Raw genomic sequence first — 25,744 nt, forward strand, 5'->3', positions numbered from 1 at the left:
GCCTAACGTCTCCAAACCGACGCGCTCGATGTGTTGTTACCGGGGAGTTGGCTTGCTGGCGATGAGACCCGTGCAGACGTCAAATTCCCCGAGGCCTTACATCACAGACCGTTTGCATCTTAGTCACCGCTTGTAGAAAATCATCGTCTTTTTGCACGAATGGATACGCGCATGAAGTTCGAGAAGACCACGCAGTACAGGTCCGAGGAAGGGATCGTCTTCAATCTGTCTCAAATCACCCTCATGGAAAGCGACCGAGGTAGCCTGCGCGAGCTGCACTTTGGCGAAGCGAAACGCGCCCATTACCAAGTCAACAGCATGGTCGTCGATATGTACGACCGAATGCAGGCTCGAAACCTGCCATGCCTGCTGACAGTCTGCATTTCCAATCCCCTGACCCGGCAGCAGGCCGATGCTATCAGCACTATGCGCGGCAACGTCGCCAAGGGAATTGCTGCGGCCTCAGGTGGCGTTGCCGGGAGGGTAGGTGCGTTGGGCGGGCCGCTCATTGGCTGGGCTTCAGGTGCAGTCGTGACGACAGGTGTCAACTGGTACCTCAAAGGGGCCCTGCCGAACCTGCATGCAGGTGACGTGCTGGTCAGCATCGAGGGAGAGGTCCATGGCGGGATTGGCCCACAGCGCTCTGTCGTGACGCTGGTCATCAAGGTCTGAGGAACTGCACATTGCCCTACATCATGCAAACTGTCGTCCTTCTGGTGCTGGGCGCGATCCTCGTTCAGTTTCTGAAACCATACCCGCTGCGCAAGTGGCTGGGTTTGGCGCTGCTGGCAACGGGCTTGGTCAGCATCTTCAAGGTTGGTGAGCAGCAGGTGCTGGGCTTTGACCTGGAGCTGCTAGCACTGCTGGCCGTGCCGCTGGGCGTGGTGCTTTTCCTGACGCGGCGGCGGTTCACGGAGGGGGACTGAAGCCCTGGCACGATTTCTCGGTGCCGTCTCTGCCCCAAAATCATATGGGACAACAGTCGATCAACAGCGCTGACTTCGTCAGTGCTGCGATTCGAGCAAGCCTGGAGCGTTGGAGTATTACTCGCTAGGCTTAAATGCCTAGCATGGACAACATTTAATGCATACGCTTAGACATGCAGTCGATCCGGTACGCTTTGTTGATCGGCTTTACCGCCTCTATTACCGTACGCCTACCAAAAACGCAGCAACTTAAATTTCTTAGGACTAACCCGTGAAAGTTTCTATTAATTTAAAACAAGACTCTCAAGAAATAAAAAATATCAACCAGCAGATCAACAGCATGGTAGCGAGACACAAAGAAATATTACTTGAAAGCGTGACAAACGATCCACAAAAAATCATTATCCGTCGCTATCTAATCGTTCTGTACGAATTGTGCCAACAGGCCTGCAAGTGCTTAGACGCCAAGGCTTACTCGACGCTGGAGGCATTGAGCCGCGTAATAATTGAGCAATCGGCCAACATGCTATATGTATCTATGGATAAAGGCGATAACGCTCTGGCATTGCTTCGCAGTAGCAAGCAGCTGACAGAAAACAACGGTAAGGCTTGGTCGACTTACCTAGCGTCGCAAGGGGCAGTTAATCCCGCCGCACAAGCTAGGCAAAATTCTGGGGCCGCTATGTTAGCAAAGTTCGACAAGCGCTGGCCGAACATAGAGCGCTACCCAGGGAGTAAAGGCTTATTCCGGGCGCTAGGCTGGGAGAGTCATTACTATGCGTTTTATTCACCACTTTGCGACTCTGTCCACAGCTTTTCCGACGAAATGTCAGTACTTGTTGATCTCGGGGAACTATTTTCAATATCAATGACTGAGGGAGAAGATGCATTAATTTGCTGGAACAAAGAGAGGTTACGCTTGGCAACCTATCATTATGCGATTGCTATAGGACTACGTGCAGAGGCTTTTTCAAGATGTTGTAATTTACTAGCGCCAGACCTGACTGACGACACAGCAGAATTACTCTCCAGAACATTAAATGAATTAATAATGCGACACGATCATTTCGACCACACTAGGTTAGAGGGTGTAAACTCTGGCACTGCTACATTTGAAGAATTTCTGATAAATACCTAGATCTAGCGATATATCCCCTCGACTAGGAGGTGCCAGCTCTGCGTCAGAGCGAGTAAATCTTTTCGTGCGCGCCACTCTTCCTAATTTTCGTCGTTTCAAACGCATAGTCATTTTCGTCAAAATTACACACCGAAATAAAATGAGTGTATTTCAAACTCTTCACACGGGTCATAACTTTGCTTTTACGCAGGTCCGTCGTTTTATTCTGAACATTCATTTCAGGTGAGAAGTAATTGATCAAACCGGCCTCGGCGGCGAGCACGAGATTTTCTTCCCCTAAGCTCAGATAGTCGTTAGATTGTTTGAGGATCATGCCATCGCGAGACGCAATCGCCTCGAATCGCGGAGTGAAAAAGTACAGATAGATTTCCGCATCGTCCTCGCATTCTGCCTGGGCTTGCTGCACACGTTTGTGCCCGTCCATTCGATCAGACAGCTCCATGGCCTTGCCGATGTACATGACTTCGTATTTTTCCGGAACGTCACTGGTAACACGCAGCAGCTGATGAGCAAAGATGATATGCCTGTTTTCATCCCTGGGCATCGGGTCCGCAGGTGTCAGGAAATGGTAGGCGATCGCTCGATCCACGCGCTCCTTCTCCCCGTTTCCCGGCATGACGGCTGCGACCAAGGGCTCTCGCTTCAGCAGGCGCTCATACTCATCCGCGGACTCGACATACTGAATCATTGATTGCAGATGGGCCGGGGTCGGAAAGTATTTTTTGTTGATAGCCGGCGCGCCATGTATCAGTTGAGCAATGTCGACCTTATGCGGGCGCGACAGCATGCCCTGTGAGGCATACTTAAACACGATTTGGCACTTTTTGCTTAGACAGACACTGGAAAACCGCGCTTTACGTCGTTTGACAATAAAATAGATTCGTCCGTTTCTGAATCTCTCCACCGCCTCTAGAGGTTTCTCGAATTCGCGATACAACTTTTCGGACGTGATGAAAAACGCATCTACCAGATGAGATTTAAGAATTTTGAACGGTGGTTTTATCATGACCACTCCTTAGGCGACGCCATTACATCACAACGAGCGATTCACGGCTCGAGTTCATCGTGATAGAAAACTCCAATCTCGCTATCACTCCAAACTCTGACATGGGTCAGGCGATACCAAAACAGCTCTTGACTGAGTCTATGTGTAAAGCGAAACAGGTGACGATCAACACGAAAATTGCGGCCATAGCCAGCCATGCCGTAAGCGGCACTTTGTCTCTCCAAAAGCTAAAGCTCTTCTGGTTTGCTACCCAGTCAATTTGATACTGCCAGAAGAATTTGTAGTGCGCGTACCAGTCGCTGAATAGAATTTGCTTGCTGATGGAAGCACCATAATATTGAGATTCAAATGTAGCCAGTCGTGCCCAATAGATGGAAAAATCTGCATTTGCCGCCAACGCTTCAACCTCGCGGTACAGGTCACGCAGGCCATTGAAAATCTTGGTTATCTCCACGGCAGACTTCTCGTAGTCCGATTTCTTGGAATCGTAAACCGAGATATAAATACCGATAACGCCAAAAACCGCCATAACCGCAGAAACATTTTTGGCGGACAGTGACTCGTAGACCAGAGAAAAAATACCTACGGCCGTACCAATAAACCCAATCAATCCTGGGATCTTATCTACGATGTCATACGTAGCCCAGTGCTTGCGTCCACCAAAGCCAACGTTATAGCCCGTTTCTGCGATACTTTTGAGTAACGACGCTTGGCTCATATGTTTTCACTGATAGGTACAGTTATTTCGCTGCGAGCCACGACAACACCATCCTTGAGGATATAACACTCAACCGAGTGGTCGCCTTTAAAGCTTGTGGACTCCTGGATTGTCTCATGGCCCTGGTCGGCGGTTATGTAGCCGCGGATGCAATCTCGCTTCTCAGCTTCTTGCCCGATATTGAGAACCTTCCATTTTACGGTGTACGGATCTGGAACGTCGTTTCGAGCAATCTTGAATTTGAGTGTCTTGCGCGCCTGGAGGGGCAATCCTAGTGAAATCAATTCACTCAGCAACCGTTCTCGGAAACCTTTTTGCTCCACATCACAGTCGAGTACCAAGGGGTAGCGGACATCGATAGGGGCGAGATCCTCGATGAATTCCTCTGTGTCCCTGAAGGTATAAAGGGACTTGGCCAGTGACTCCATAGCGGCACGTGCGGCTGTACGTGTGGTCGGAAAGTCGCGACCAAATACTTTCTTCCACCGCTCCCCCTCATTTTCCTTACCCGCAGCTTCAATGGCCTTCAGGGAAAGCTCATATGCACGCTTGGCCGGCTTTTGAAATTTCTGTTTCACTTTGACGTGCTGGCGACTGCCCAGCGCCGCGTAACGTTCCTGTTGTGGAAGGTTTGATGCGTAGTAAAAGAAATCCCTGACCATGCAGTCGTATGAGGCGAAACTTTTGTCAACATAATCGTCCGTCTGCGTGAGGAAATTATGTGCCAGCGTGTCGATCAGGAGGCCCCCAATCCCGATCCCATGCTTGTTCTTCCACGCCCGAAGCATTTTGCAGAGGCGACGCAGGTTTCCATTTTGGTCATCATCGACGTCGCTGGTAGCCTTGATTTCATCTTTGGGCTTAGTGATCTTCCACGATCCGCCGTTGTACGTATCAGGATATTTGAAGCTGCCGTCGTCTTGCTTGAAAACGGGCTGAACCTCGACGTTGAAATTCTGGAACTTGACGCACACCACTAGGCGGTCAACCGTAATCGTGGTCGTGGAGTACCGTTCCTGGATTGCAGCCTTGGTATCTGAAAGCAGCTTCGATTGCCCCCCCTCCTTGTTGTACCTATCCCAATCACTGTCGGGCATGATGTACAACATATCGAGGTCGGAAACGCCTTTGATGGCTGTCCACCGGCCATACGAGCCTACTTGGAGGTTATTGGCGGTGGAATCCAACGTCCGAAAATACTTATTCAGCGAGCGTGTGATACCAGCGTAACGATCTTCAATCGTTACGTGGTTGGTGATGCGCAGATTGGATACAAAATCCTTAAAAATAACAGCAACTGACATCGGCATCCCTACTGGTCAAGTCCCCAATCACGCTCTGTTGGAGTACGAGCATAGTAGCCGACGGCTATCATAAAGGTCCATCGTCTGACATTTTAGTGGGCTACGTGGGTAAGAGCCGGCGTAACCTACTACCCATAGTCCCGCGAACGGCAAAAAATGACTGAGAGCTCATAATTGCCCGTCGACAGGAGGGTGCCGGCTAGGATCGAAGCACACTTTCGATGGACACGGGGAACAAGCAGCTACGAGATGCATCGAGCCTTTTCCAACAGCAGCGTAACCATATTGGCGAGATTCCTAGCGTCATCGATGCCTCGGTGGTACCGGCCGCTCCAAGCTAGGCCAAGCGCTTCGACTGCGGGCCTCAACCCTAATGATGGACATGCAAATATTTCGCAATAGCGCCGTTCAAGATCCAAGTACGCAATTCCAGGCAGTATCGGCCTGCAATTGGCTCTCAGGACATCAGCCGCAAGCTGGTCAGCATCGTAATGTCCCCAAGAGCCCCACAATGCGCTTGGATATTTTTGTAGGAGCGCAGTGACCTCCATGGCGACCTCCGAGAATGCTTGGGCGGCATCCACATCAGCTTGCTTAATTGAGGTCAGACTGGTACAGAACTCTGTCAGAGTAGGGTGAAGGGCCGGGCGAACATAGCGCTGAAACATTTCAACAGTTTCCAGTGTTCGCAGATCCACCACGGCTAGCCCTATCTCGATGGTTTCCATCTCATCCGGTCTTACGATCAGTGCTCGAGGAGTCTCGGACTCCATGAGCTCGTCGCATGTCGCTTCAAGGTCGACGCATAGCATAAAATCGAAAGCACTTACAAATGTCTCGAACGCCTGCAGTTGTTGGGTATTGGGGAGAGTTTTCATCTGCCTTCCTAGAATCGGGCTCTTCAACACTCCATTGGCGTAGAGGGTGACAAACCGGGTCTTGAAGCGTAAGGCTTGCTGAATGGCAGAGAAAAATTACTCATCTGCCAACCTTCTTATTGAGTAAGACCTCATCGCCAACCATCCGTTTAGCCCTTCGAGAAATAAGGGACCACTGCACAGTTCTCCAGATCTAGTGAGCGTCACCGCCTGCGAGTTTGCCTTGGAGCCGATCCTCGCTTACAAATGTGCACGAGCTGCAAAAACAGTACCTTTGCGGTACAGTGCCCAGCTTGAACAACCTTCTCAAAACTACGCTCAACACCAGTAACTACGGGGCCTCCAGCTATGCCAACCTACGTTCACCTACGAACGCTTTCTCTAGGCATACCAGCTCGCCCAGCAACTCATAATCCCTTGGTCGTAGGTTCGAGTCCTACTGGGCCCACCATACTCAAAGCCGCGCACTGCGCGGCTTTCGTGTTTCTGAAGGGGCTGTATTGGGGATGAACCCGCCATTCAGCCCTGACCTAAGCAGCACATACGCATTCAAACAGTCCCTCGGTACGGCGGCATCTGAATATAGAGGCAGGGGCAAGCGCCACGAGCGTGGTGTGTGTCTGTAACATGCTATCCCCATGATTGGTGCCGACGGAGAGACCCCTTGCCTGATATACGCCCGCCTGTGCTGGATGAAATCGACCGCCAATTGATCGCGGCTTTGCAAATCAACGCCCGTGAAAGCGTGGCGATGCTCGCGCGGCAGTTGGGCATCGCCCGCACCACGGTCACTTCGCGATTGGCACGCCTGGAAAAGGCCAGGGTAATAACCGGTTACGGAGTGCGTCTGGGTCAGCGCCTGGTGGACGGCGGGTTACAGGCGTATGTCGGAATCACCGTGCAACCGCGCTCGGGCAAGGAAGTGCTGCGGCGGCTCAGCGCGATGGCTCAGGTTCAACAGTTGTGCGCGGTGAGTGGCGAATTTGATTATGTCGCGTGGTTGCGCACTGACTCGCCGGAGCAACTGGATCAGTTACTGGATCAGATTGGCAGCGTGGATGGAGTGGAGAAGACGACCACTTCAATCATCTTGAGCAGCAAGATTGATCGCGGACAGCCGGTTTAAGGGTTTATCCGATAAATCATCCGTCGCGGGCAAGTGCAAAAAAATGAACAGTGTGCAGTTTAAAATCGTCATATTGACCAGCAAACTTGCATATCGACGACACATTGCGTCTTATTACCGTGCTCTACGCGCTCTAGAATGGCTGCCATCTTTTCCTATACTCAAATGCGCCCTCCCGCATCGAGTCGCCAGCAAGGTCAGCCATGAACAAGAACAATCGCCATCCTGCAGACGGTAAAAAGCCAGTCACCATTTTCGGCCCGGACTTCCCTTTTGCCTTCGACGACTGGATTGAACATCCGGCGGGCCTCGGCAGCATCCCGGCACAGCATCACGGCGCAGAAGTGGCGATTGTCGGTGGGGGTATCGCAGGGTTGGTGGCGGCTTACGAACTGATGAAGCTCGGCCTCAAACCTGTCGTATACGAAGCCTCGAAAATGGGCGGTCGCCTGCGCTCCCAAGCGTTTAATGGCGCCGATGGCATCATCGCCGAACTGGGCGGCATGCGCTTCCCGGTATCGTCCACTGCGTTTTATCACTACGTCGATAAGCTCGGCCTCGAAACAAAACCGTTCCCGAACCCGCTGACACCGGCTTCCGGCAGCACCGTCATCGACCTGGAAGGCAAAACCCATTACGCAGAGAAACTGACGGATCTTCCTGCGCTGTTCCAGGAAGTCGCTGACGCCTGGGCCGACGCGCTGGAAGCAGGTTCGCGCTTCGGCGATATCCAGCAAGCCATTCGCGACCGCGACGTACCGCGCCTCAAAGAGCTTTGGAACAAGCTGGTTCCGCTGTGGGATGACCGCACCTTCTACGACTTCGTTGCCACGTCCAAAGCGTTCGCCAAGCTCTCGTTCCATCACCGCGAAGTATTCGGCCAAGTGGGCTTCGGTACTGGCGGCTGGGACTCGGACTTCCCCAACTCAATGCTGGAAATCTTTCGCGTGGTGATGACCAACTGCGACGATCACCAGCACCTGGTGGTCGGCGGTGTGGAACAAGTGCCCCTGGGCATCTGGCGCCATGCCCCGGAGCGTTGCGTGCATTGGCCCGTAGGCACCAGCCTGAGCTCGCTGCACAGCGGCGCACCACGCACAGGTGTGAAACGCATTGCCCATGCGGACGGCGGGCGTTTTGCGGTCACCGACAACTGGGGCGATACCCGTGAATACGCGGCGGTGCTGACAACCTGCCAGAGCTGGCTGCTGACCACCCAGATCGAGTGCGATGAAACCTTGTTTTCGCAAAAGATGTGGATGGCCCTGGACCGTACCCGCTACATGCAATCATCGAAAACCTTCGTGATGGTCGACCGGCCGTTCTGGAAGGACAAGGACCCGGAAACCGGTCGCGACTTGATGAGCATGACACTCACCGACCGCCTGACCCGTGGTACCTATTTGTTTGATAACGGCAAATTCGACAACGGCGTCGATAAACCGGGCGTGATTTGCCTGTCGTACTCGTGGATGAGCGATGCGCTGAAAATGCTCCCGCAACCTGTGGAAAAGCGCGTGAAGCTGGCACTGGATGCGTTGAAAAAAATCTACCCGAAAGTCGATATCGCGGCGCGCATCATCGGCGACCCGATTACTGTGTCCTGGGAAGCCGACCCGCATTTTCTCGGCGCGTTCAAAGGCGCCCTACCCGGTCACTACCGTTATAACCAACGCATGTACGCGCATTTTATGCAGGACGACATGCCCGCCGAGCAGCGCGGTATTTTCATCGCCGGCGACGACGTTTCATGGACTCCCGCCTGGGTTGAAGGCGCAGTACAAACCTCGCTAAACGCGGTATGGGGCATCATGAAACACTTCGGCGGTGAAACTCACGCCGAGAACCCGGGTCCAGGAGATGTGTTCAATGAGATCGGGCCGATCGTCCTGCCCGAGTAAGAGGAATCCAAAATGCGCGTAGCCCTTTACCAATGCCCACCACTGCCTCTGGACGTCGCAGGTAACCTGCAACGCCTGCATCAACTGGCGCTGGAGGCCAAGGGCGCAGACTTACTGGTGTTGCCAGAGATGTTCCTCACCGGCTACAACATTGGCGTCGATGCGGTCAACGTGCTGGCAGAGGTGTACAACGGTGAATCTGCGCAGCAGGTGGCGCGCATTGCCAAAGCGGCGGGCATTGCCATCGTGTATGGCTACCCAGAGCGCACGGAAGACGGGCAGATTTACAACTCGGTGCAGTTGATCGACGCCCATGGCGAGCGGTTGTGCAACTACCGCAAGACTCATCTGTTCGGCGACCTTGATCACTCAATGTTCAGCGCTGGGGGGGATGATTTTCCTCTGGTTGAGCTCAATGGCTGGAAACTCGGGTTCCTGATCTGCTACGACCTGGAGTTCCCGGAAAACGCCCGGCGCCTGGCCTTAGCCGGTGCCGAGTTGATCCTGGTGCCGACGGCGAACATGGCACCCTACGAATTCATCGCCGACGTCACGGTCCGCGCCCGTGCCTTTGAAAACCAGTGTTATGTGGCCTACGCCAACTACTGCGGCCATGAAGACGATATCCACTACTGTGGCCAAAGCAGCATCGCCGCGCCCGATGGCAGCCGCATCGCCCAGGCGGGTCTCGATGAGGCGCTGATTATCGGCGAATTGGATCGTCAATTAATGAGCGATTCCCGCGCGGCCAACCGCTACCTCCTTGATCGCCGCCCCGAGCTTTACGGCGCGCTGAGCAAACGCTGAGGCCTCTAATCCGCTAGCATTAGCGCTTCTCTGTACTGGAAGTGCTCATGCCCGCGCTGAATCACCCTCGCCCTCACACAGAAGCCCTGGCCAACGGTTTGCGGTTAACGCTGCGTCACGCCCCTCATCTGAAGCGCTGCGCAGCGGTGTTGCGAGTCGCTGCGGGCAGTCATGACGTGCCATTGGCGTGGCCTGGGCTGGCGCATTTTCTTGAGCATTTGTTGTTCCTGGGTACAAAACGCTTTCCTGCCGCGCAAGGGCTGATGGCTTACGTGCAACGTCATGGTGGACAGGTCAATGCACGCACCCGTGAGCGCACCACGGACTTCTTTTTCGAATTACCGCCGCCATCATTTGTGGGAGGGCTGGAGCGTCTGTCGGACATGCTCGCTCACCCGCTTATGAATCTGGATGATCAATTGCGGGAAAGGGAAGTGTTGCAGGCCGAGTTTATGGCTTGGTCTCAGGATGCCGCCGCGCAACAGCAAATCGCCCTGTTCAATGGACTATCGGCGACTCACCCGTTGCGCGCGTTTCATGCTGGCAACCGCGACAGTCTGCCGGTGCCGCAACCTGAGTTTCAGCAAGCGTTGAAAGACTTCTATCAAGGTTTCTATCAGACCGGACAGATGACCTTGAGCCTCGCTGGCCCGCAGAGTCTGGAAGAACTGCGGACGATGGCAGAAACCTTCGCGGGTGACATGAGCCGCAACGGAAAAGGCCTACAACAAGCACCCGCTCGCCTGATGGACTCCTCCAACCATAGTTATCAACAGATCGACGACCGTCGGCTGGACCTGCTGTTCGCCTTCGAAGCGCTACCCGCCTCGTCATCCGACGCGTTGGCGTTCCTGTGTCACTGGCTGAACGCCGCGAAACCCGGTGGTCTGCGGGTAGAGCTGCAAAACTGCGGCGTGGCCGACAACCTGAAAGCCACCGTGCTTTACCAGTTCTGCGGGCAAGCGCTGCTGCACATCGAAGTCACGTTGTCTGCCAACGCGAGTCCGACGAGCGCCCGTGAACAACTATTGGATTGGCTCGGGTTCTTTGCGGCCCAACAAAACTGGAGCGGATTACGCGCCGAGTACGCGGCCCTGCTGCAACGCCAACAACACGTCAGCGGCGCGTTGCCGTTGGCGCAGCGGGACGTTGAACAGCTTGAAACCGGACTCTGCGAGCAAGGCGTCGCAACCCTAAAGGACGTCCTGAAACAAATCGGGGCTGTGGATAACTTCACAGGCCAATGGCAACTGCCGGCGCCCAACCCATTTTTGCGTTCAGAGGCCCCCGCGACCAACGCCGGGCTCATCCGTGGCCAGACCAGCGCTCACCGTGGACTGCGCACATTTGCCCAGGATCGCTCGCGAGGTCGTCGCGAACGCTCGCCGATGCAGTTCAGCCAGACACTGGCAGAGACCACCGAGGAAGGCGCCCTTTATCTGCGATGGCGTCTGGACTCGACGCCGGAGAGTCGCCTTCAATCGAACCTGGAAAACCACCTTCAGCCATTACGCGAAGACGCTCGTCAGGCCGGTGTCGATTTTTCCTTCAACGCTTCAGGCAATGAATGGTTGCTGAAGATGACAGGCCTGCAAGAGCCGATGCCGATAGTCCTCGAACATGCGCTGACAGCACTGACAACAGTGGATGCCGACTGCCTGCAGGCAGCGCCGAAAACCCCTGCGTTGATGCCGATTCGACAGCTACTCAACGTGCTACCTGAGCGCTGCGTTCAAGACACCGCCGTCTCAGCCGGCCTGCAACAACTCTGGTCGAGTGCGCGATGGGATGGCCTCGCACTCGGTCTATCCATGCAGACACAAACAGCCATGGGCGTTGCCCTGAGCCGTGTCCCCGGTACCGCGGACAATCAATCGACACCGCCGCCATCGATTAGCTCGCAGTACGTGTGGGATACCGTCGATACAGGGGCCGGAGAACACGCACTGCTGCTCTTTTGTCCGACAGCCACCCACGAAATCGCTGACGAAGCCTCCTGGCGTCTACTCGCACACCTGAGCCAGACACCGTTCTATCAACGCCTGCGTGTAGAGTTGCAACTGGGCTACGCCGTGTTCAGCGGGGTGCGCCAGATACACGGCCAGACAGGGCTGCTGTTCGGCGTGCAATCACCAAGCTGGGTTGCGCAAAGTTTGCTTCAACACATCGAACAGTTCCTCAGCGGACTGCCCGAGATGATTCAAAACATGGCCGAACCTGACTTCAACGCCCAGCGCAAAGCCCTCGCCGATCAACTCGATTCAAATACCCTGCCTCATGCCCAAGCCGCCGAACTACTGTGGCAGGGCAAACTGGCTGGCCGCTCGTCGGATTACCTGTCACTGCTGTGCGAGGCGATTCTGATGATCGACCGACCCGCCCTGCTCGCCGCCGCACAACGCCTGAATACCGCTGAAGGTGGCTGGCGCTGCCTGGCCAACGGGACTTGTCCGGGCGCCCCTTGGCTAGTGAAAGCATGATCATTACCGACGCTGTAACGAGCTTTCTCAAAGTTTCACGGGCAACGGCTTTGTAATTTTGAGTAACATAGCCCCCTAACTATCGGAACATCTCCGGCTGGAGGTGGACTATATGTATACGTCTTGACTGTCCCATCCACCTGAAAGGAGCACTCCCATGTCCTGGTCCAAACCCGCTTACACCGATCTGCGTATCGGCTTTGAAGTCACCATGTACTTCGCAAGCCGCTAAATTTGTATTGCAGTGCAACGCCTCGGTCCGCCGAGGCGTTTTTATTTTCAGCGTTGAAAGGATAGAGCGACCATGTTTGTGCAGATTCTAGGTTCCGCCGCCGGCGGTGGTTTCCCGCAGTGGAATTGCAACTGCGTGAACTGCGCCGGCTTTCGTGACGGCAGCCTGAATGCCAAAGCGCGGACCCAATCGTCTATCGCCATTTCCGATGACGGTGTGAACTGGGTGCTGTGCAACGCTTCGCCGGACATCCGCGCTCAACTCCAGAGTTTCGCCCCGATGCAACCGGGCCGCGCGCTGCGTGATACCGGGATCAGCGCGATCATCCTGATGGACAGCCAGATCGACCACACCACCGGTTTGCTCAGCCTGCGCGAAGGATGCCCGCATCAAGTCTGGTGTACCGACATGGTCCACGAAGACCTGAGCACTGGTTTTCCGCTGTTCACCATGCTCACCCATTGGAACGGCGGGTTGAACTGGAATCGCATTGAGCTCGACCAAAGCTTCACCGTGCCGGCCTGCCCGAACCTGCGCTTCACGCCATTGCCACTGCGCAGCGCGGCACCGCCCTATTCGCCGCACCGCTTCGACCCGCACCCCGGCGACAACATCGGCCTGATCGTCGAAGACATCAGCACCGGCGGCAAACTGTTTTATGCCCCAGGCCTGGGCAAGGTCGATGGGCCGTTGCTGGAAATGATGGCCAGCAGCGATTGCCTGCTGGTGGACGGCACGATGTGGGATGACGATGAAATGCAGCGCCGTGGCGTCGGTACGCGCACCGGTCGGGAAATGGGTCATCTGGCACAAAACGGCCCCGGCGGAATGCTGGAAGTCCTGGAACAACTGCCCAAACCACGCAAAGTGCTTATCCACATCAACAACACCAACCCGATCCTCGATGAAGACTCGCCGGAGCGGGCAGCGTTGGCTCGGCGTGAGGTTGAAGTGGCCTATGACGGTATGAGTATTGAATTGTAGGAGCGAGCTAAATGACTGACACCGCAATGTCCCCCACAGAGTTCGAAGCCGCCCTGCGTGCCAAAGGTGCCTATTACCACATCTACCACCCGTACCACGTGGCGATGTACGAAGGCCGCGCGACCCGCGAGCAGATCCAGGGCTGGGTCGCCAACCGCTTCTACTATCAGGTGAACATTCCCCTGAAAGATGCCGCGATCCTGGCCAACTGCCCGGACCGCGAGATTCGGCGCGAGTGGATTCAGCGCCTGCTGGACCATGACGGCGCCCCCGGAGAAGACGGCGGCATCGAAGCGTGGCTGCGACTGGGCCAAGCCGTTGGCCTGGACCCGGATCAACTGCGCTCCCAGGAACTGGTGCTCCCCGGCGTGCGTTTCGCCGTGGATGCCTACGTCAACTTCGCCCGCCGGGCCCGTTGGCAAGAAGCCGCCAGCAGCTCGCTGACTGAGCTGTTCGCGCCGCAAATCCACCAATCGCGCCTGGACAGTTGGCCGCAGCATTACCCATGGATCGACCCGGCCGGTTACGAGTATTTCCGCACGCGCCTGGGTCAGGCCCGTCGCGATGTCGAGCACGGTCTGGCGATCACCTTGCAGCACTACACCACCCGGGAAGGCCAGGAGCGCATGCTGGAAATTCTCCAGTTCAAACTGGACATTCTTTGGAGCATGCTCGACGCCATGACCATGGCCTACGAGCTAAAGCGCCCGCCTTATCACAGCGTGACCGAGCAACGGGTCTGGCATAAAGGAATCACCCTATGAGTTTTGATCGCAGCAAGACCCCGACCTGGCGTACCGGCTACCGTTACCAGTACGAACCGGCGCAGAAAGGCCACGTGCTGCTCTACCCCGAAGGCATGATCAAACTCAATGAAAGCGCCGCACTGATTGGCGGTTTGATCGACGGCGAGCGTGATGTCGCGGCAATCATCGCCGAACTGGACGCGCAGTTCCCCGGCGTACCTGAACTCGGTGAAGACATCGAGCAATTCATGGAGGTGGCCCGTGCTCAGCACTGGATCGAACTTGCCTGATTCGCGGGTCTTACCGCCCACACCGGACATCGGCCTGCCACTGTGGCTGCTCGCCGAGCTGACTTACCGCTGTCCGCTACAATGCCCGTATTGCTCTAATCCGCTGGATTTCGCCGAACAAGGCAAAGAACTCAGCACCGAGCAGTGGATCAAGGTGTTCCGCGAAGCGCGGGAGATGGGCGCGGCACAGCTGGGGTTCTCGGGTGGCGAACCGTTGGTGCGTCAGGACTTGGCCGAACTGATCGCCGAAGCGCGCAAGTTGGGCTTCTATACCAACCTGATCACCTCCGGCATTGGCCTCACCGAACAAAAAATCAGCGACTTCAAGAAGGCTGGCCTGGACCATATCCAGATCAGCTTTCAGGCCAGCGATGAGCAAGTGAACAACCTGCTGGCCGGCTCGAAAAAAGCTTTCGCGCAAAAACTGGAAATGGCCCGAGCGGTGAAAGCCCACGGCTATCCGATGGTGCTGAACTTCGTCACCCATCGGCACAACATCGACAAAATCGACCGGATCATCGAGCTGTGTATCGCGCTGGAGGCGGACTTCGTCGAGCTCGCGACGTGCCAGTTTTACGGCTGGGCGCAGCTCAACCGCGTTGGCCTGCTGCCGACCCAGGAGCAACTGGTCCGCGCCGAACGAATCACCAACGAATACCGCGCCAAACTCGAAGCCGAAGGGCATCCGTGCAAATTGATTTTCGTCACCCCGGACTATTACGAAGAACGCCCGAAAGCCTGCATGAACGGCTGGGGCAGTATTTTTTTGACGGTCACGCCGGACGGAACCGCACTGCCGTGTCACGGTGCCCGGCAGCTGCCGGTGCAATTTCCCAATGTACGCGACCACAGCATGCAGCACATCTGGTACGACTCGTTCGGCTTCAACCGCTTTCGCGGTTACGACTGGATGCCCGAGCCGTGCCGCTCGTGCGATGAGAAAGAAAAGGATTTTGGCGGCTGCCGCTGCCAAGCGTTCATGCTCACCGGGGACGCAAGCAACGCGGACCCGGTATGCAGCAAGTCGCACCATCACGGCGTGATCCTCAAGGCCCGAGAAGAAGCCGAGAACGCGACCCATACCATCGAACAACTGGCCTTTCGCAATGAACGAAACTCACGCCTCATCGCCAAAGGTTGAGCCTTTGAGCGCCGCCAAAGCCGTCACGGCCGGTATCGATTTCGCCGAACTGCAACTGGGCGAACAGGGCCTGTTCTGGAACGAGTACCGTCCCAAGGACGCTGCATGCCGTATTTGGCACTGGCGCGACGGGGAGGCGCAATGCCTGACGCCTCCGGGGTTCAGCGTGCGCAGTCGGGTGTACGAATATGGCGGCGGGGCGTTTTGCCTGACAGACAACGAAGTCGTTTTCGTCAACGAGGCGGATCAGCAACTGTATCGACAGTCGCTGAAGGGCGAGACGCCTGAGAGGCTGACCTCGGGCGACTGTCGTTATGGCGATCTGCAATTCGCCAATGGCCAAGTGCTGGCAGTTGAAGAACATCGCAATCAGCATCGACTGGTGAGCATCAACGTGTCGGACGGTGTGCGTCAGTTGCTCGCCGAAGGTGCCGATTTTTACGCCGCACCGACGTTGAGTGCCGATGCTCGACGCTTGGCCTGGATTGAATGGAGCCGTCCGAATCAGCCATGGACGGCGACGCGCCTGATGGTCACCGAGCATCTGGACGACGGCAGCTATGCTAAACCGCGTTGCGTGGCGGGTTATGGCGCTGAAGAATCGCTGCAACAACCTCGATTCGACGCCGGTGGCCGCTTGTATTGCCTGACGGATCGCGGCGGTTACTGGCAGCCCTGGGTGGAATCGGTCGACGGTCTGAGCCCACTGGCCAGCGCCGATGCAGACCATGGCCCGGCGCCTTGGCAGCTCGGCGGCTGCACCTGGTTGCCGCTTGGCGAAGCGCGTTATCTGGCGAGCTGGACCGAGGACGGATTCGGCCGATTGGGCCTATGTGGCAACGTTGCCAACGAAAGCTTCGCGGGTGAATACAGCCGGTTCCGCCACCTTGCGCTGGATCAACAGTTCATTTATTGCATTGCTGCCTCGCCAGTCAGGCCATCAGCCGTAATCGCCATCGACCGCCAGACCGGGCAGGTCGAGGTACTGGCTGGCGGCGTAGCACTGCTGCCCGCCGAACAGATCAGCCATCCACAAACCCTGCGTTACCCAAGTGGTTCGGGGGAGGCCCACGGTTTTTTCTACCCGGCGCTGAGTGCCGAAAAAAAACCACCATTGGTGGTGTTCATCCATGGCGGCCCGACCTCGGCTTGTTACCCGATGCTCGACCCCCGTATCCAGTATTGGGCGCAACGAGGCTTTGCCGTGGCAGACCTCAACTACCGTGGCAGTAGCGGCTACGGGCGGGCTTATCGCCAGGCGTTGCATGCAAGTTGGGGCCAGGTGGATGTCGAGGATGCTTGCGCGGTCGTTGCCTTTCTTGCTGGACGTGGGCTGATTGACGGCACCAAAGCCTTTATTCGCGGCGGCAGCGCCGGCGGTTACACCACCCTTTGCGCGCTGGCCTTTCACAAGGTGTTTCGCGCAGGCGCCAGTCTTTATGGCGTCAGCGACCCCGTTGCCTTGGGCAAGACGACCCACAAGTTCGAGGGCGATTATCTGGATTGGCTGATCGGCGATCCACTACACGACGCCGAACGTTACGCCGCCCGAACGCCATTGCTACACGCGAGCAACATTGCCGCACCGGTGATTTTCTTCCAGGGCGAACTGGATGCCGTAGTAGTGCCGCAGCAAACCCGTGACATGGTCACGGCGCTTCAGGAAAACGGCATTCTGGTCGAGGTCCACTATTACGCTGATGAGCGCCACGGCTTTCGCAAGGCAGCCAATCAGGCTCATGCGCTGGAACAGGAGTGGTTGTTTTATCGGCGGGTGATGGCGTTGGCGGATACGGCATAAACGGGGACACGCCCATCGCGAACAGGCTCACTCCCACATGCAATCGCATTCCCCTGTGGGAAGCGATCAATGTGGGAGAGCGCCTGCTCGCGAAAGCGATCTATCTGACGCCGCTGTACTCAGCGCTTAGCGATGATGTACACCGCATGTACGATCCCGGGGATATAGCCGCACAACGTCAGCAGAATATTCAGCCAGAACGCCCCGGCGAAACCTACTTGCAGAAACACACCCAGTGGCGGCAACAGAATGGCAATGATGATACGAATGAAGTCCATGGGTCAGCTCCTGATTAAAGTTGGCTCGCACGAGCCACACAGCTAATCGACCCACACCGTTCTTCAGGGTTCAGTCCGGATCTTGGCGCCCCCCCTTCCACAACTGACTATCACAGACAAAAAAACGCCCCACGCAAAAAGAATCAGGCGTGGGGCGATGCGTTATACCGCGAGACGGTTCGGTTATGCGTGTAGGACGGGGCTGATCAGACAGCAATCCCTTTGCGGCAGTGCAACTGCGCGGTGCGCACCCGAGCAAACGCTCGGGCCAGGCGCAGGAGCATTTCATCGATGTTGGCTTTGCTCACGGTGAGCGCCGGCGTAAAGCGCAGGCAGTCGGGTTGCGGGGCGTTGAGCAGCAAACCTTCGGACAACGCAGCGTTGACGACCGCGCCTGCTGAATCATCGGACAGGCTGAGTCCCCACAGCAGCCCTCGCCCACGCAGTTCACCGTGGCTATAGCGACGGGCCAGGCGAACCAGCCCCTCACGTAGGTATTGACCGGTCAACTCCACATGATCAAAAAAGTCCTTGCCCTGTACGCTCTCCAAAACGACTAGGCCGGCGGCGGTCATCAGCGCATTACCGTGATGAGTGCCGGTCATTTCACCGATGTCAAAACAGCACGCCTTGCCCCGCGCCAGCAGTGCCGCCAACGGAACACCGCCGCCCAAGCCCTTGCCGAGCACAACGATATCGGCCCTTACACCGTAGGATTGTTCGGCGAGCAAGGTACCGCAGCGACCGATTCCCGTTTGGACTTCGTCGAGGATCAGCAGGATGCCAAGCTCACGACACAGGCGCTCGACCCCCTTAAGGTAATGCCCAATGGCCGGAATGACCCCGGCTTCGCTCTGGATCGGCTCCAGCATGATCGCCACGGTTTGAGCGTCCACCGCTGCATGCAACGCGGGAAGGTCATTAAAGGCAACGCGGCTGAAACCCGGCAGCTGTGGCTCGAAGCGATTGAGCAGATTCGAACTGTCCGACGCCGAAATCGTCCCGAGGCTACGTCCATGGCAACCATGACTGGCGACAATAATCCGCGAAGCCCCATTACGATGCCGTTGGCCCCATTTGCGGGCCAGTTTGATTGCAGCCTCACACGCCTCGCTGCCACTGTTGAGCAAGCAGGCCTGATGGCTATCAGTTCTGGCACAGAGACGCTCAGCAAGGTTGAGCATGCCGCGGTTATGCAGCTCGAAACCGGGGTTGATCAACGCATGGGCCTGATCCGAGATTGCTTTAACCAGCACTGACGGGCTATGCCCAAGGCTGTTGGCGCCGCCATTCTGGGAGAAATCCAGATAACCGCGGTCAGCGCTGTCCCACAGCCAGGAGCCCTGACCGCGCACAAAAATCTGCGCTGGACGCTCGATACTGGGCATCAAGTATTCGCTGGAAGAATTGTCGTGGCGGGACGGTTGTGACGGGTCAATGATCAAGTCATCGAGGCTGAGGGGGGTGCGCCGCAAATTGAACAAATTCATCGGCCAACACCTCGCTTGAGGTTTTTTGACTTTCCTATGAAAACACCACCAAGGTAAACGGTATTCATCGTCCTTTCTGGACTGGCCCCTATCAAACCGGACACCTGCACCCCGTTAAATTGATGCCGCTGCCAAACGCCTAAACTCCCGTGGTGAACGGTATTTCAGCGCGCTGTGCGGATGCTCCTCGTTGTAATGCTCAAAGGCAATCGTCAGGTTACGCAAGGCTGTTTCCCGGTCAGGTTTGGGCATGTGCGCGACGTAGTCGCGTTTCATCGTTTTGACGAAGCTCTCGGCCATGCCGTTGCTCTGCGGGCTACGCACCGGTGTGGTCACCGGTTGCAAACCGATCTGTCGGGCAAACTGGCGTGTCTGTTCAGCGATGTAGGCCGAGCCATTGTCGCTCAGCCATTGCACCGGGGTGGCAGGCGCCTCTTCACCGAAGCGTTTTTCCACCGCCTCCAGCATCAGATCACGGATATCGTCGCCGCTGTACCCGGTCGGGCTGGCCACCCAACCGATGGCTTCGCGGTCGCAGCAGTCCAGGGCAAAGGTCACGCTCAGCTTGGCGTTATCATCACAGCGAAACTCAAACCCGTCCGAGCACCACCGGGTATCGCTGGTGGCCACGGCAATTCGGCCTTCGTGACGGCGTGCCACACCCGGTTGTTTAATCCGTCGCTCCAGCAGCAACTGATGATCGCGCATGACGCGATAAACCCGCTTGACGTTGATCGGCGCCTGACTCTGCTTTTCACGCCGACGACGCAGCAACCCCCACACACGGCGGTACCCGTAGCTGGGCAGTTCACTCACTTCAGCCTGAATTTCTTCGACCAGTGCGGCATCGTCCAGCGCAGGGCGACGCCGCTCGACCTGAGCATTTGGGTTGAGTCGAACCGTCAATTGCGAGCGCGCTACACCGAGACTTTCACTGATCAGCTTCACTGGTCGTCCCCCGGCAACAAGGGTGAGTGCGCAATCCATTTTCGCGACCGAGCAATCTCCACAGCTTCCTGAAGGATCTCGACCTGCATGGTTTTCTTGCCAAGCATGCGCTGTAGCTCGCGGATCTGCTTGAGCGCATCGGCCAGCTCGGAAGCGGGCACCACGCTCTCCCCAGCACTGACAGCCGAGAGACTGCCGCTCTGATAGAGCTTGCGCCACTGAAACAACTGGTTGGCATTCACGCCATTCTGTCGAGCCACCACCGAGACGCTTTGCCCCGGTTGCAGGCTCTCGCGAACCATGGCCAGTTTTTGCTCCGGGCTCCAGCGGCGACGCCGCTCCTGACCCAAAAGCTCCCCACCCTTATCGTTTCTATTAGTCATATACACAGTCGTTTGCCTATCCCTTATGTTAAGGGGGAAACGGTGTCCTGTCTTTCAGGGGGCTCGTCCACTTTCTGGCCCTGTAAGCCTTGTGAATGCGGGTAGACTAGGCGCGCCCATGGCCCTCGGCCATTTCGATTTCACAGTATTTTCGATAAGTATTACTTATGGATTTCAAGCAACTGCGTTATTTCGTCGCGGTCTACGAAGAGGGCCATGTGGGCCGGGCCGCCGAGCGACTGTCGATCTCTCAACCGGCGCTCTCCCAGCAGATCCGTCACCTGGAGCAGAACCTCGACGTCACGCTGTTCGAACGTAGCAGCAAACGCTTGCTGCCAACCCTCGCTGCCCACACGTTGTACAACCACGCCCAACCCCTACTCGATGGCCTGCAACGGGCGCGGGAAGCACTGGGCAACTTCAAAGGGCAGGCATTGCGCACGTTGGCGATCGGGGTTTTGCAAACGGTGCATACCAGCCTGGTGCCACAGATGCTGGAGCGGGTTCGCAAAGCCCAGCCGCATCTGGTGGTGCAGATCTACGAATTGACCGGCCTGGAGATCGAGAGACGGTTGCTTAACGGCTCACTGGACATCGGTATCAGCTACCTTCCACCGCGTCAGCCTGGATTGCATGGCGTGATGCTGTACGAAGATGAACTGACCCTCGTCATCCCGGCGGACCACCCTTTGCGTGAATTCAAGAAGGTCTCGATGAGCCAAGCCGCCGAATTGCCCATGTTATTACTGGGCGAGGAGTTTCAGGTGCGACAGATCTGGCAGGCGCAATTAGCCAATCTGGGACGACGTCCTCAGGTGCAAGCCGAACTGAACAACATGGCGGGGATTCTCGACAGCTTGCCCCATACGCGGCTGGCGACTGTACTTCCCGGGCGCTCGCAAAAAGCACTCGACAACAATGAGTTGCTCTGGAAACCGCTGACCGAGCCGCGAGTGCCGCTGAAAGTCGGATTAGTGTGTCGGGATGTGCAGCGGCAACAAGCCTCGTTGGCGTTATTGCGGACCTTGCTGGAGGAAGTGATCAATGGCGCGGACGAGCGCCGCAGCGGCTCGATGCCAGGCGACGAAACCAACTGACTTTTCAGCAGATAAAAGAAAACCCCGCCGAAACGGGGTTTTGCAGACTGTTTCCCTGACATCCATTTCACTCCGCCGTCCTGGCAGAATCCTACGTGTCCGTGTTATCTCTTTGCGCTTCCTGCGCTACGTCCATGTGAAGCAGATTAACTGTGGATCCAATCTTCGGATAGGGGAAAACAGCAGCACGTCGTGTAAGCATTCTCTTACACGACGTGGCATTTCTCAGAATTGTGCGGCTTCCAGCAGGAACAGCGACTCGCTACCCGCCTTGACCGACGCACTCAACGAGTGAATTCGTGGCAACAGGCGTGCGAAATAGAACCGCGCCGTACCCAACTTGCTGGCGTAGAAATCTTCCTGCGCCTCTTTGCCAAACGCGGCCTTCGCCATCAATGCCCACATGTAGGCATACGCGACGTAACCAAATGCTTGCAGGTATTCAACCGAGGCCGCACCGATTTCGTTCGGATTGTTTTTCGCCCGGTCCAGTACCCATGCGGTCAGTTCATCAAGGGTACTGACTGCGTCGTTCAGCGGTTTGGTAAACTCGCCCAAATCAGCACTGGCGGTTGCGGTGAAGTGCCGAATCTCGTCTGCAAACAGATTGTAGAGCGCTCCGCCGCTGCCGACGATCTTGCGCCCTACCAAGTCCAATGCCTGGATACCGTTGGTACCTTCGTAGATCTGGGTGATACGCACGTCACGGACGAGTTGCTCCTGGCCCCATTCACGGATATAGCCGTGGCCGCCAAACACTTGCTGGCCATGGACCGTGGTTTCCAAACCGAGGTCAGTCATGAACGCCTTGGCTACCGGGGTCAGCAACGCCACCAAGTCTTCAGCACGCTTGCGGGTGCTAGCGTCTTCGCTGAATTTGGCGGTATCGAGTTGCATTGCCACGTAGGTAGAGAACGCACGACCGCCTTCATTAGAGGCTTTCATGGTCAGCAGCATACGACGCACGTCCGGGTGGACGATGATCGGGTCCGCGACTTTGTCCTTGTTCTGCGCCCCCGTCGGCGACCGGCTTTGCAGGCGGTCGCGGGCATATTCGACAGCATTCTGGTAAGAGCGCTCGCCGGTGGCCAGGCCTTGGATACCTACGCCCAGACGCTCGTAGTTCATCATGGTGAACATCGCCGCCAAACCTTTGTTAGGTTCGCCGACCAAGTAACCCACGGCCTCGTCGAAGTTCATCACGCAGGTCGCGGACGCCTGGATGCCCATCTTGTGTTCGATCGAACCACAGTTGGCCGGGTTGCGTGCGCCAAGGCTACCATCCGCATTAACCATGACCTTGGGCACCAGGAACAGCGAAATACCTTTCGGACCTGCCGGTGCATCTGGCAGTTTCGCCAGCACCAGGTGGATGATGTTCTCGGTGAGGTCGTGCTCGCCGCCGGTGATGAAGATCTTGGTGCCGCTGACTTTGTAGGAACCATCGGCCTGAGGTTCAGCCTTGGTGCGAATGATCCCCAAGTCAGTGCCTGCGTGAGGTTCCGTCAGGCACATGGAGCCGGCCCAGACACCTGCATACATGTTCGGCAGGTAAGCGGCCTTCAACTCTTCGCTGGCATGGGCATTGATCGACAGGCAGGCGCCGGCCGTCAGCATGGGGTACAGCCCGAACGACAGGCTGGCGGAGTTGACCATTTCTTCGACCTGGGCCGAAACAGCCTTGGGCATGCCCATGCCGCCGTAAGTCGGGTCACCACCGACGCCGACCCAACCGCCCCCAGCATAGGTCTGATAAGCCTGCGGGAAACCGGCCGGCGTAGTGACGGCACCGTCCGCCCAATGACAGCCTTCTTCGTCAGCCACACGGCTCAAGGGCGCGATGCTTTTACTGGTGACCTTGCCGGCCTCTTCGAGAATCGCTTCGACGGTTTCAGCATCGACGGTTTCGGCCAGCGCCGGCAGTTCGGCCCAGAGTTTGGCGACCTCGAAAACTTCATTGAGGACGAAGCGCATATCGCGCAGGGGCGCTTTGTAGTCAGCCATGGCAAACCTCGCAAGATCTAAACAGGTGATTCGTAGGAGTGATTCGTTCGTTGGGTCCGAGTGTAACCCAACAACTTTTACGACACATAGGGTCAGCTCGTGACCGCTTTGTAATTTTTAGTCACCAAGCGACGAGTAATGAGTAAGCCCCCGATCACAAGGGCTCCTTGTGCCTGACTTGAAAGACTAAAGTGCAAACGACTCCGCAGGCAGCGTCATCAAGCAATCACTTCCCGCCTCGACAGCGGCCCGATGAGCGGCAGTCCGCGGCAACAATCGCTTGAAGTAAAACGCGCAGGTCGCCAGTTTGCCTTGGCAATAATCAGCATCACCTGCGCCCTCGTCGAGTTGGGCTTGGGCCACCAGCGCCATGCGTAACCATAGATAGCCAAGGATGATGTAACCGCTATACATCAAGTAATCCACCGCCGCGGCGCCTACTTCATCCGGATTTTTCATCGCGGCCACGCCCACTTGAGTGGTCAGCTCACCCCACTGCTGATTCAAGCCATTGAGCTGTGCGATGTAAATGGCGAGTTGTGGATGGTCAGCGTTGGCGGCGCAGAACGTGTGGACCACTTTGGTAAAGCCACGCAGCAACTTTCCTTGGCTGCCGAGGACTTTTCGCCCAAGCAAGTCCAGCGCCTGAATGCCATTAGTGCCTTCGTAGATAGGTGCGATACGGCAATCACGAACCAACTGTTCCATACCCCACTCGCGGATGAAACCGTGACCGCCGAACACCTGCATGCCAAGGTTGGTCACTTCGAGGCCCGTATCGGTCATAAACGCTTTGCAGATTGGCGTGAGGAATGCGAGCACATCTTCGGCCTCCTCACGCGCTGCTTGATCCTGACTTAGATGGGCAACATCCAGCCACTGCGCGGTGAAGTAAGTCAGCGCCCGATTGCCTTCGTTGAACGCCTTCATGGTCAGCAACATTCGGCGCACATCAGGGTGAACGATGATCGGATCGGCGACTTTTTCCGGCGCTTTTGGGCCCGTCAGCGAGCGCATTTGTAAGCGATCATTGGCGTATTTGACCGCCCCCTGGAAACTCGCTTCGCCCAGACACAAACCCTGCATGCCAGTGCCCAGACGCGCGTGGTTCATCATGGTGAACATGCAATTGAGGCCTTTATTCGGCTCGCCGATCAAGAATCCCTTGGCGTCGTCAAAATTCAGCACGCAGGTGGCTGAGGCCTTTATCCCCATTTTGTGTTCGATGGAGCCGCAGAAAACCCCGTTGCGCTCGCCCGCTTCACCCTCGGCATCAGGTAGGAATTTTGGAACGATAAACAGCGAAATACCCTTGGTTCCAGCCGGCGCATCCGGCAGTTTCGCCAACACTAAGTGAATGATGTTGGTACTTAGGTCGTGCTCGCCGGCGGAAATAAAGATTTTGCTGCCGGTTATCGTGTAACTGCCATCGGCCATAGGGACTGCACGGGTCTTGATAATGCCAAGGTCGGTGCCGCAATGCGCTTCAGTCAGGCACATGGTGCCAGTCCACTCACCGGCGGTGAGTTTTCTGAGGTAAGCCTGCTTTTGCTCATCGGTGCCATGGGCGTGGATCGCCGACATCGCGCCGTGGGTCAAACCGGGGTACATGCCCCAAGACGTATTGCTGGAGCCAACCATCTCGCTGATCAACAGGCCCAGCGAACTTGGCAAACCCTGACCGCCGTAAACCGGGTCAGCGGCCAAGCCATGCCAGCCACCCGCCACATAGAGTGCGAACGCTTGCTTGAAGCCCGTAGGCGTTGTAACCACGCCGCTGTCGAAATGGCAGCCCTCTTCGTCACTACTGCGGTTCAGTGGCGCAAGAACGTTTTCACAGAATTTGGCGCCTTCTTCAATGATTGCATTGACCGTGTCCGGACTGGCGTCGGATGCGCCCAGCGTGGCGTAGTGACTGTGAAAGTCGAAGACGTGATCGATCAGAAAGCGCATGTCACGCAAGGGAGCTTTGTACTCAGGCATGGTCGTTTCTCCGGCAGCAGATCACTCAAACCTACTGCTGCCGACCCGGCCTCACAATCACAGTCCAGGCGCTGAATGCGCCA

23 protein-coding genes are annotated in these 25,744 nt (G+C 56.6%); 14 read left to right on the forward strand and 9 right to left on the reverse strand.

The window, feature by feature from the left end; all coding sequences use genetic code 11:
* Positions 1-171: 171 nt before the first annotated feature.
* From RHM68_RS23050 to RHM68_RS23060, 3 genes are all read left to right on the forward strand, one after another.
* On the forward strand, positions 172-672 hold the full coding sequence (locus tag RHM68_RS23050; RefSeq protein ID WP_322219265.1) for a hypothetical protein: 501 nt from the start codon (positions 172-174) through the stop codon (positions 670-672).
* An 11-nt stretch (positions 673-683) separates the two neighbouring features.
* Entirely contained in the window at positions 684-926 is a 243-nt protein-coding gene (locus RHM68_RS23055) for a hypothetical protein (RefSeq protein ID WP_054594326.1), read from the forward strand.
* A 271-nt stretch (positions 927-1,197) separates the two neighbouring features.
* Positions 1,198-2,064, forward strand: coding sequence for a DUF5677 domain-containing protein (locus RHM68_RS23060; protein ID WP_322219266.1), 867 nt, complete (start codon positions 1,198-1,200; stop codon positions 2,062-2,064).
* A 43-nt stretch (positions 2,065-2,107) separates the two neighbouring features.
* On the opposite strand, the gene RHM68_RS23065 is transcribed toward RHM68_RS23060, so the two are convergent.
* The 4 genes from RHM68_RS23065 to RHM68_RS23080 form a co-directional block, all read right to left on the reverse strand.
* Positions 2,108-3,070: a hypothetical protein gene (locus tag RHM68_RS23065; protein ID WP_322219267.1), complete on the reverse strand. Its 963-nt coding sequence runs from the start codon at positions 3,068-3,070 to the stop codon at positions 2,108-2,110.
* A gap of 106 nt (positions 3,071-3,176) precedes the next feature.
* Positions 3,177-3,788: an SLATT domain-containing protein gene (locus RHM68_RS23070; RefSeq protein WP_322219268.1), complete on the reverse strand. Its 612-nt coding sequence runs from the start codon at positions 3,786-3,788 to the stop codon at positions 3,177-3,179.
* Complete coding sequence (locus RHM68_RS23075) at positions 3,785-5,092, reverse strand: SMODS domain-containing nucleotidyltransferase (protein ID WP_322219269.1); 1,308 nt, start codon at positions 5,090-5,092, stop codon at positions 3,785-3,787. Before RHM68_RS23075 ends, RHM68_RS23070 begins: the two co-directional genes overlap by 4 nt.
* 242 nt (positions 5,093-5,334) lie before the next feature.
* On the reverse strand, positions 5,335-5,970 hold the full coding sequence (locus RHM68_RS23080; protein ID WP_322219270.1) for a 3'-5' exonuclease: 636 nt from the start codon (positions 5,968-5,970) through the stop codon (positions 5,335-5,337).
* 664 nt (positions 5,971-6,634) lie between these two features.
* On the opposite strand from RHM68_RS23080, the gene RHM68_RS23085 reads away from it, so the two are divergent.
* The 10 genes from RHM68_RS23085 (at position 6,635) to RHM68_RS23130 (ending at position 17,478) form a co-directional block, all read left to right on the forward strand.
* On the forward strand, positions 6,635-7,096 hold the full coding sequence (locus tag RHM68_RS23085; RefSeq protein ID WP_322219271.1) for an Lrp/AsnC family transcriptional regulator: 462 nt from the start codon (positions 6,635-6,637) through the stop codon (positions 7,094-7,096).
* Between the two features lie 203 nt (positions 7,097-7,299).
* Positions 7,300-8,997 (forward strand): flavin monoamine oxidase family protein, encoded by a 1,698-nt coding sequence (locus RHM68_RS23090; protein ID WP_322219272.1) that lies wholly within the window; start codon positions 7,300-7,302, stop codon positions 8,995-8,997.
* Between the two features lie 12 nt (positions 8,998-9,009).
* The gene (locus RHM68_RS23095) at positions 9,010-9,804 is read left to right on the forward strand and encodes a carbon-nitrogen hydrolase family protein (protein WP_322219273.1); all 795 of its coding nucleotides are present in this window, start codon (positions 9,010-9,012) and stop codon (positions 9,802-9,804) included.
* 47 nt (positions 9,805-9,851) lie between these two features.
* Positions 9,852-12,284 (forward strand): pyrroloquinoline quinone biosynthesis protein PqqF, encoded by a 2,433-nt coding sequence (gene pqqF / locus RHM68_RS23100; RefSeq protein ID WP_322219274.1) that lies wholly within the window; start codon positions 9,852-9,854, stop codon positions 12,282-12,284.
* A 157-nt stretch (positions 12,285-12,441) separates the two neighbouring features.
* Positions 12,442-12,516: a pyrroloquinoline quinone precursor peptide PqqA gene (pqqA, locus tag RHM68_RS23105; RefSeq protein ID WP_009045898.1), complete on the forward strand. Its 75-nt coding sequence runs from the start codon at positions 12,442-12,444 to the stop codon at positions 12,514-12,516.
* Positions 12,517-12,588: 72 nt separating this feature from the next.
* Positions 12,589-13,500 (forward strand): pyrroloquinoline quinone biosynthesis protein PqqB, encoded by a 912-nt coding sequence (pqqB, locus tag RHM68_RS23110; protein WP_322219275.1) that lies wholly within the window; start codon positions 12,589-12,591, stop codon positions 13,498-13,500.
* Between the two features lie 11 nt (positions 13,501-13,511).
* Positions 13,512-14,264 (forward strand): pyrroloquinoline-quinone synthase PqqC, encoded by a 753-nt coding sequence (pqqC, locus tag RHM68_RS23115; RefSeq protein ID WP_322219276.1) that lies wholly within the window; start codon positions 13,512-13,514, stop codon positions 14,262-14,264.
* Entirely contained in the window at positions 14,261-14,536 is a 276-nt protein-coding gene (pqqD, locus tag RHM68_RS23120; protein WP_322219277.1) for a pyrroloquinoline quinone biosynthesis peptide chaperone PqqD, read from the forward strand. The genes pqqC and pqqD overlap by 4 nt, the downstream gene beginning before the upstream one ends.
* Positions 14,508-15,677, forward strand: coding sequence for a pyrroloquinoline quinone biosynthesis protein PqqE (pqqE, locus tag RHM68_RS23125; protein WP_322219278.1), 1,170 nt, complete (start codon positions 14,508-14,510; stop codon positions 15,675-15,677). The genes pqqD and pqqE overlap by 29 nt, the downstream gene beginning before the upstream one ends.
* Positions 15,643-17,478, forward strand: coding sequence for a S9 family peptidase (locus RHM68_RS23130; RefSeq protein WP_322219279.1), 1,836 nt, complete (start codon positions 15,643-15,645; stop codon positions 17,476-17,478). Before pqqE ends, RHM68_RS23130 begins: the two co-directional genes overlap by 35 nt.
* Positions 17,479-17,597: 119 nt before the next feature.
* On the opposite strand, the gene RHM68_RS23135 is transcribed toward RHM68_RS23130, so the two are convergent.
* From RHM68_RS23135 to RHM68_RS23145, 3 genes are all read right to left on the reverse strand, one after another.
* Positions 17,598-17,756 (reverse strand): YqaE/Pmp3 family membrane protein, encoded by a 159-nt coding sequence (locus RHM68_RS23135; protein ID WP_007904205.1) that lies wholly within the window; start codon positions 17,754-17,756, stop codon positions 17,598-17,600.
* A 206-nt stretch (positions 17,757-17,962) separates the two neighbouring features.
* A complete protein-coding gene (locus tag RHM68_RS23140) occupies positions 17,963-19,246 on the reverse strand; it encodes an aspartate aminotransferase family protein (RefSeq protein WP_322219280.1) in 1,284 nt (427 codons plus the stop codon).
* Between the two features lie 114 nt (positions 19,247-19,360).
* Positions 19,361-20,577 (reverse strand): IS3 family transposase gene (locus RHM68_RS23145; RefSeq protein ID WP_322216042.1). Its coding sequence is split into 2 segments (ribosomal slippage): positions 19,361-20,232 and positions 20,232-20,577, totalling 1,218 coding nucleotides; the frame shifts between segments, so codons are not numbered across the junction.
* A gap of 167 nt (positions 20,578-20,744) precedes the next feature.
* Here RHM68_RS23145 and RHM68_RS23150 point away from each other — a divergent pair.
* A complete protein-coding gene (locus tag RHM68_RS23150) occupies positions 20,745-21,674 on the forward strand; it encodes a LysR family transcriptional regulator (protein ID WP_322219281.1) in 930 nt (309 codons plus the stop codon).
* Positions 21,675-21,899: 225 nt separating this feature from the next.
* Here RHM68_RS23150 and RHM68_RS23155 read toward each other — a convergent pair whose 3' ends face one another.
* A complete protein-coding gene (locus tag RHM68_RS23155; RefSeq protein ID WP_322219282.1) occupies positions 21,900-23,678 on the reverse strand; it encodes an acyl-CoA dehydrogenase C-terminal domain-containing protein in 1,779 nt (592 codons plus the stop codon).
* A 186-nt stretch (positions 23,679-23,864) separates the two neighbouring features.
* A complete protein-coding gene (locus RHM68_RS23160; RefSeq protein ID WP_322219283.1) occupies positions 23,865-25,661 on the reverse strand; it encodes an acyl-CoA dehydrogenase C-terminal domain-containing protein in 1,797 nt (598 codons plus the stop codon).
* Between the last annotated feature and the right edge of the window lie 83 nt (positions 25,662-25,744).

Source organism: Pseudomonas sp. DC1.2, from assembly GCF_034351645.1.
Taxonomy (GTDB): Bacteria; Pseudomonadota; Gammaproteobacteria; order Pseudomonadales; family Pseudomonadaceae; genus Aquipseudomonas.